This window comes from Carnobacterium sp. ISL-102, assembly GCF_018612935.1.
Taxonomy (GTDB): Bacteria; Bacillota; Bacilli; order Lactobacillales; family Carnobacteriaceae; genus Carnobacterium_B; species Carnobacterium_B alterfunditum.
Genome location: NZ_JAGGRF010000055.1, coordinates 1 through 6,983 on the forward strand (window position 1 = coordinate 1; position 6,983 = coordinate 6,983).

At 35.6% G+C, this 6,983-nt stretch carries 4 protein-coding genes and 1 rRNA gene; all 5 read right to left on the reverse strand.

Annotated elements, in window-relative coordinates; all coding sequences use genetic code 11:
• Positions 1-276: 276 nt before the first annotated feature.
• The gene (locus J7E16_RS11320; protein WP_502756804.1) at positions 277-1,704 is read right to left on the reverse strand and encodes a glycoside hydrolase family 1 protein; all 1,428 of its coding nucleotides are present in this window, start codon (positions 1,702-1,704) and stop codon (positions 277-279) included.
• 141 nt (positions 1,705-1,845) lie between these two features.
• Positions 1,846-3,306, reverse strand: coding sequence for a 6-phospho-beta-glucosidase (ascB, locus tag J7E16_RS11325; RefSeq protein ID WP_214891739.1), 1,461 nt, complete (start codon positions 3,304-3,306; stop codon positions 1,846-1,848).
• Between the two features lie 23 nt (positions 3,307-3,329).
• Positions 3,330-5,255 carry a beta-glucoside-specific PTS transporter subunit IIABC gene (locus tag J7E16_RS11330; RefSeq protein ID WP_214891741.1) on the reverse strand — a complete coding sequence of 642 codons (1,926 nt, stop codon included), beginning with the start codon at positions 5,253-5,255 and terminating at the stop codon, positions 3,330-3,332.
• A 136-nt stretch (positions 5,256-5,391) separates the two neighbouring features.
• On the reverse strand, positions 5,392-6,234 hold the full coding sequence (licT, locus tag J7E16_RS11335; RefSeq protein ID WP_214891743.1) for a BglG family transcription antiterminator LicT: 843 nt from the start codon (positions 6,232-6,234) through the stop codon (positions 5,392-5,394).
• A 542-nt stretch (positions 6,235-6,776) separates the two neighbouring features.
• Positions 6,777-6,892 (reverse strand): 5S ribosomal RNA (gene rrf, locus J7E16_RS11340).
• Positions 6,893-6,983: the final 91 nt, after the last annotated feature.

The following is a 6,983-nucleotide window of genomic DNA, read 5'->3' on the forward strand; positions in this document are numbered from 1 at the left end:
GTCTTCCTTTTTTAGAACCTCGATTTGGCAGCGTTCGGCATAAGAAAGGTGTTTTCCCTTACGTGAATCTATGTTATTCTTAGTTTGCGTCATGTGAATTCATCCTTGTCTATTGAGAGTTAGTGGTAACTTCAATATAACATGAAATTCACGTGGCGTTTTTTTTAGTTAGCGGTGGCTAACTTCATTATAAAATCCGCCTAAAAATTTTAATTATGAAATATCTATCTATAAAATAAGAATCCCTACAAGATCAAACATCTTGTAGGGATCTCATCATTTTTCGATTAGACTTACTCCATTCGTTTCAATGATTTTTTTATACCATGTGAAACTTTTCTTTTTATAACGTTTTAATGTTCCTGAACCATCATCATGACGATCAACATAAATGAATCCATAACGTTTCTTTAACTCAGCTGTTGAAGCACTGACCAAATCGATACATCCCCACGTTGTGTAACCCATAACTTCGACCCCATCTTTAAGCGCTTCTCCAACTTGTACCAAATGATCATTTAAGTAATCAATGCGATAATCATCATAAACTGTTTTATTTCCATTTTCATCTGTAATCAGTTCATCGTTAGCTCCCAATCCATTCTCAACAATAAACAAAGGTTTTTGGTAACGATCCCAGAAATCATTCAATACAATTCGCAAACCTTTAGGATCAATTTGCCAACCCCACTCAGATGCTTCTAAGTATGGATTAGGTATACCACCTAAAATATTGCCTTCACCAGCTACTCGTTTGCTTTCATCCGCTGTTTCAGTAGAACTCATGTAGTAACTGAACGAGATAAAATCAACCGTATTTTTCAATAGTTCTTCATCTTCTGGACCAAAATCTAATTCAATAGCATTTTCGCGGAAGAATCGTTTCATATACCCTGGATAAACTCCTCGAACGTGTACATCAGAGAAGAAATAGTTTTTGCGTTCTGCTTCCATAGCAGCAATAACATCATCTGGATTTGGAGTTAATGGGTATGTCGGCATAGCTAAAACCATACATCCGATTTGTGCTTCCGGCATTAATTCATGTCCAATTTTAGTAGCCAACGCACTCGCTACTAATTCATGGTGGATTGCTTGATACAAATCTTTTTGTGTCAGTTTTTCTGGTGCAGTAGCAATCCCACCGCTCATAAACGGTGCATGTATGATTGAATTGATTTCATTAAAGGTCAACCAGTATTTCACTTTTCCTTTGTAACGTGTAAAGACAGTGCGTACATAATTTTCATAAAAACCAATCATCTTACGATTGACCCAGCCATCATACTCTTTTGCTAAGTGTAACGGTGTTTCATAGTGAGATAGTGTTACTAATGGTTCGATATTGTATTTAAGAAGTTCATCAAATAAATCATCATAAAATTTTAACCCAGCTTCATTTGGTTCAGTTTCATCTCCATTAGGAAAGATGCGCGACCAAGCAATTGACGTACGGAAAGTTTTAAATCCCATTTCTGCAAATAATTTGATGTCATCTTTGTAGCGATGGTAAAAATCAATACCTACAAGTTTCATATTATCTTCCGTAGGTCCTTCAGTTATCGGACCAAATCCGCCATGTGGCGTTACATCTTGTACAGTTAATCCTTTTCCATCCTCGTTATAAGCGCCTTCTAATTGGTTAGCAGCTACTGCTCCACCCCACAAAAAGTCTTTCGGAAATTGTTCTACTACCAAAATTATCTTCTCCTTTTTTATCGATCAATTATTTTTTTGCACATTGCTCATTTCCCGTTACTAAAAGTATACTATAGGCCATTGACTAACAGAAGATATCCTATATAGAATAGCCATAGTTGAAAATTCCCAGTTCGGCTAATTGCCTTATTTACTTAAATCAGTCCCATTAGTGTTGATAACTTTTTGGTACCAATAAAAGGAATCTTTTTTAGACCGTTTTAGAGTTCCGTTTCCTTCATCATCTTGATCAACGTAGACATATCCATAGCGTTTAGACATTTCTGAAGTAGATGCACTAACTAAATCAATCGCTCCCCAGCTTGTGTAACCTATCAGATCCACTCCATCTTTTACTGCTTCTCTCATTTGTTCAATGTGTTTCTGCAGATAATCGATTCGATAATCATCATGAATACTTCCATCTTCTTCTACTTTATCATATGCTCCTAGCCCATTTTCAACAATGAACAATGGCCGTTGGTATCGATCGTAAAAATCATTCAATGTCCATCTTAATCCGATGGGATCAATTTGCCAGCCCCAATCGGAGGTTTCTAAATAAGTATTCTTTATTCCTCCCATAAAGTTGCCACTAACCTGATTTTCTAACGGTTTTGAGCTAGTTGTACTAGACATGTAATAACTGAAAGAAATAAAATCAACGGGGTAAGCTTTCAAAATCTCATCATCTCCGCGTTCTTTATAAATATTAATGTTTTTTTCATGGAAGTAGCGACCCATATAAGCAGGATACTCACCACGGGCTTGAACGTCTGTGAAGAACAAATTCAATTGGTTTTCCTCTTGAGCTTTTAAGACATCTTTCGGATTGTTGGTTTCAGGATAAGTTGTCATACGTGCTAACATACACCCTATTTTAAACTCCGGATTAATTTCATGTCCAATTTTTGTAACCAATGCGCTAGCTACAAATTGATGATGTCCTGCTTGATAAGACAGTTCCAACGGATTTTCTACATTCTCTACTAGCACTCCGCCTCCTGTATAAGGGCTGAGTGTAATAATGTTGATTTCGTTAAATGTAAGCCAGTATTTGACTTTATTTTGATAACGAGTGAAGACCGTTTCAGCGTACTGAACAAAGAAGTCAATAACTTCACGATCAGCCCACCCATTATACTTCAAGGTCAAGTTCAGTGGTGTTTCGTAATGAGATAATGTTACTAGTGGCTCTATGCCGTATTTCAAACATTCATCAAATACATCATCATAGAAAGCTAATCCTGCTTCATTCGGTGCAGCATCATCTCCATTAGGGAAAATACGTGCCCAATTAAGAGATAGTCTAAACACTTTAAATCCCATTTCAGCCAGTAAAGCTATGTCTTCTTTATAATGATGGTAGAAATCAACCCCAAAACGTTTTGGGAAAACAGCATCCACGTTTCCTGCTAAAATTGCTTCAATTTCTTTGCGCGAAACATCTAATGAAAATCCTCCTGTCCGTTCTTCTTTAGGAATGAATTTGACCATGTCCGCAGTTGAAAGACCTTTCCCTCCCTCGTTATATGCTCCTTCAAATTGGTTAGCTGCAGTAGCACCGCCCCATAAAAATCCTTTTGGAAAACCTTCAATTTTTTTCATCTCATTACCTCATTTTCTAATTTTTATATCACTATAGTCATCAATTGCTCTTTTGAAGCAATTGATGTTTTTTCTGTTGTAATGACATCTAGATAATTTTGTGAATTTGTAATAACAATTGGTGTAATGACGCTGTAACCTGCATCTCTAATTTTTTCAATATCAAATTCGATCAGCAGTTGACCTTTTGCTACTTGATCTCCTTGTTTAACATGCGGAACAAAACCTTCTCCATCCAACTGAACAGTATCCATACCGATGTGGATCAAAATTTCGGTACCCTCTTCCGAAGTTATCCCAATTGCATGCGAAGTAGGGAATAACATTGTAATAACTCCATTGACCGGTGAAACTAGTTTCCCATCAGTCGGTTCAATAGCAAGACCTTTTCCCATTGCTCCAGAAGAAAAAGCTTCATCTCGTACATCAGAAAGAGGTACAATAGATCCTTTTAAAGGGCTTTCGATAACATCTTTTCCAATATAAACTTCATTACCTGATTCGATTACGCCATCAGTAGTCGTTTCGGCTACAATTGCATCATCTTCATATAACTTACCAAAACCTACAAGATACGTTAATACAAAACTAAGAATAGTTGAAGCGATAATGATGGCGATAACTCCTAATACTGTACCATTGTTCCCACCAGCCGGATTTAAAAAGTTGGTGATCCCAAAAACGCCTAACCCACCAATAATGTACCCGTTAGCTCCAATCATACCTATGGCTGCTCCACCGAAACCACCAGCAATACAGCTCATAATGAATGGTTTTTTAAGTGGTAACGTAATTCCATAAATCGCTGGTTCGGTTACACCAAATAATCCAGATATAATAGCTGGGATACTCAATGATCGAACTTTTTTCTCTTTCGTTTTCATCATAACAGCGATAATCGCACCCGTTTGTGCAAATGAAGCTGCAAAAGACATCGCTAATATTGGATCATACCCATACACGGACATATTATTAAGCGCCACTGGTACAAGACCCCAATGCAATCCGAATATAACAAATATTTGCCAAAATCCACCAACAATAAGACCCGCAATAATTGGACTAAGATTATAAACTGCTAATGTACCTGCACCTAGTAAACTTCCTGCCCAAGTTGCAATTGGACCAATAACGATAAAAGTTAGTGGAATTACTACTAAAAGTGTAAAGAATGGTGTTAAAAAAGTTTTTACTACATCTGGAATAACTTTTTTTAGTCCTTTTTCTACTTTTGAAGCTAACATAATAGATAAAATAATTGGAATAACTGAAGAAGAATAAGTCATCAGAATAACTGGTATTCCTAAAAATTCAATAAAAACTCGTGACTCAATCAGTGTTCCCGCAAATAATGTATACAGCGGTTCGCCTGCTGTTAAGCCTGTTAAGGTTGGATAAACTAACGAAGCTCCGATCGCCATTGCCGTAAATTGATTCACATTCAATTTTTTACTGGCTGTAAGGGCTAAGAAAATTGGGAAGAAATAAAATAGTGAATCTCCGATGGCATTTAATATTTGATACGTACCCGATTCAACTGTTAACCATCCTAAAGCTACAAATAGGGCATTGAAACCTTTGATCATACCAGTAGCGGCTAAAGTACCTAGAGTTGGTGCGAAAATACCGGAAATCAAATCAACAAATTTATTGAAAATACTTGTCTTTTCTGGATCTTGTGAATCAGATTCGTCTAAAGTATTTAAATTTCCTACTGCCATAACTTCTTGATAAACATCCGGAACGTGGTTTCCAATAACAACTTGATACTGTCCTCCACTTTTGATAACGGTTACAATTCCATCCATTTTCTTCAACACATCTGTATTTGCTTTACTTTCATCTTTTAACTTGAAACGTAAACGAGTAACACAATGCGTTAAGTTGTTAATATTTTCAGTACCACCAACATTTTCTATAATTGATTTTGCTAATGCTTCATACTTCATGATAAGTCCTTCTCTCTTTTATTTTTTAAAAAGAAAAACCTAAATCGATAGCATGATGCATCATTATTAGATACATACTAGCTATCAATCTAGGTTTTGCCCGTTTACACAGTAACAATCCATTATTGATGCGTTGTTATTTAATTTTTTCACTCGTTACTCGTTGGATATGGATCGCTAAGTAAACTTGTTCATCTTTCGATAATAACGTATGATGTTTATTTTCAAGATAGTTATTGATTTTGTTGCTACATTCAAAAGCCTTTGGGTATTTTATTTTTACCTGTTCGAACAAAAAGTCATCATTCGAGCTTTTGTCATCATGTTCGAGCATTCTACGAGCGAAGTATTGCAAATGAGTTACAAAACGAGAGTAGTTAAAGGATTCTTCGTTAAAAACAATCCCAAATTGCAATCTTACAATTGTTAAAATATCTTGTACCACTTCCGTCATTTTAACTGTGATCCCAATTTCTTGCCCATCTTGTTTAGCATTCACAATATGTAAAGCCACAGACGCTGCTTCATCTTCACTCATTAGTACACCGAGTTTAGTTTTAATACTTTCTATTGTTTTTAATCCTATATCGTATTCGATTTTATAAAATTTTTTTATTTCCCAAGTTAAAGGGTTTTTTATTTCGATTCCTTCACTTGTTCGTTTGATTGCATAATTCAAATGGTCGGTTAATGTTAAATAAATATTATCGCTTAGTTTAGTTTTTAAAATAGTTTGGGCATGGTTGATTGCATCTGATGCTATTTCTATAATTTCAGGTTTGATTTCTCTAAATAAAGTAGAATAATTTTCGATAGCCTCATTACCTTCTGGCACAAAAGTTTTTTCTATTTTGTCGATCACAATCATATCGCCAACTTTACGTTGAAAAGCAATCCCTCTCCCCATTACGACCATTTCTTCCTTAGTATCAGTCAAAGTAATTACAACATTATTATTCAATACTTTTTCTATTCTCATTTTATCGCTTTATTCACCAACTTTCGCTTATAGAAAATAAAAAACCTAAACTCATTCCAAATGTTCTACCACTAATGGAATAGAACCATTTCGAATCAATTTAGGTTTTGCCTGCCGAAACAGTAACAATCCTTCGTTAAAAATAATATAGCATGATAAGATTTATAATGCAAGCGTTTTATTAGTTCTGCAATTTTTAGTTTTGATAGATTTAATTCAACTAATTACTCAAAATTTATGGATAACTAGGGTTGTTTGTAGACTAAAATGAAGCACTATGGGCATAACGCCCAAGTGTATCATGTTTGTAAGCTGCTAAAGCAGCATCAACCATAACAACTTTTCTTTTAGGCTTCAGGAGGTACCAAGGCTCCGCAAGCAGACCTGTCCATTCCAAAGAAAATTTCATTTTGAAGTATCGACACCATTTGACGTAGAACCGTTTTATCAATAAGAGTATCTATCTTTTTACCTTTTTAAACTAATTCCCTTAAAAAACTGTCAAAAAAAAGACACCATCCGAAGATGATGTCTTTTTGGTTGCGTGGCAACGTCCTACTCTCACAAAGGGAAACCCTTCACTACCATCGGCGCTAAGAAGCTTAACTTCTGTGTTCGGCATGGGAACAGGTGTGACCTTCTTGCCATCATCACCACACAATTTCAATCAAGAGAACATTATTCTCTCAAAACTGGATAAGTTAAAAATCGTTTTCGTTCATTGACCGTCTATCACCGTTTAAATCTTT

What these genes read in the sequence shown, in the direction of transcription:
- ascB (WP_214891739.1), bottom strand. Translation starts at nt 3,306, where the DNA reads ATGAAAAAAATTGAAGGTTTTCCAAAAGGATTTTTATGGGGCGGTGCT.
- J7E16_RS11330 (WP_214891741.1), bottom strand. Translation starts at nt 5,255, where the DNA reads ATGAAGTATGAAGCATTAGCAAAATCAATTATAGAAAATGTTGGTGGT.
- licT (WP_214891743.1), bottom strand. Translation starts at nt 6,234, where the DNA reads ATGAGAATAGAAAAAGTATTGAATAATAATGTTGTAATTACTTTGACT.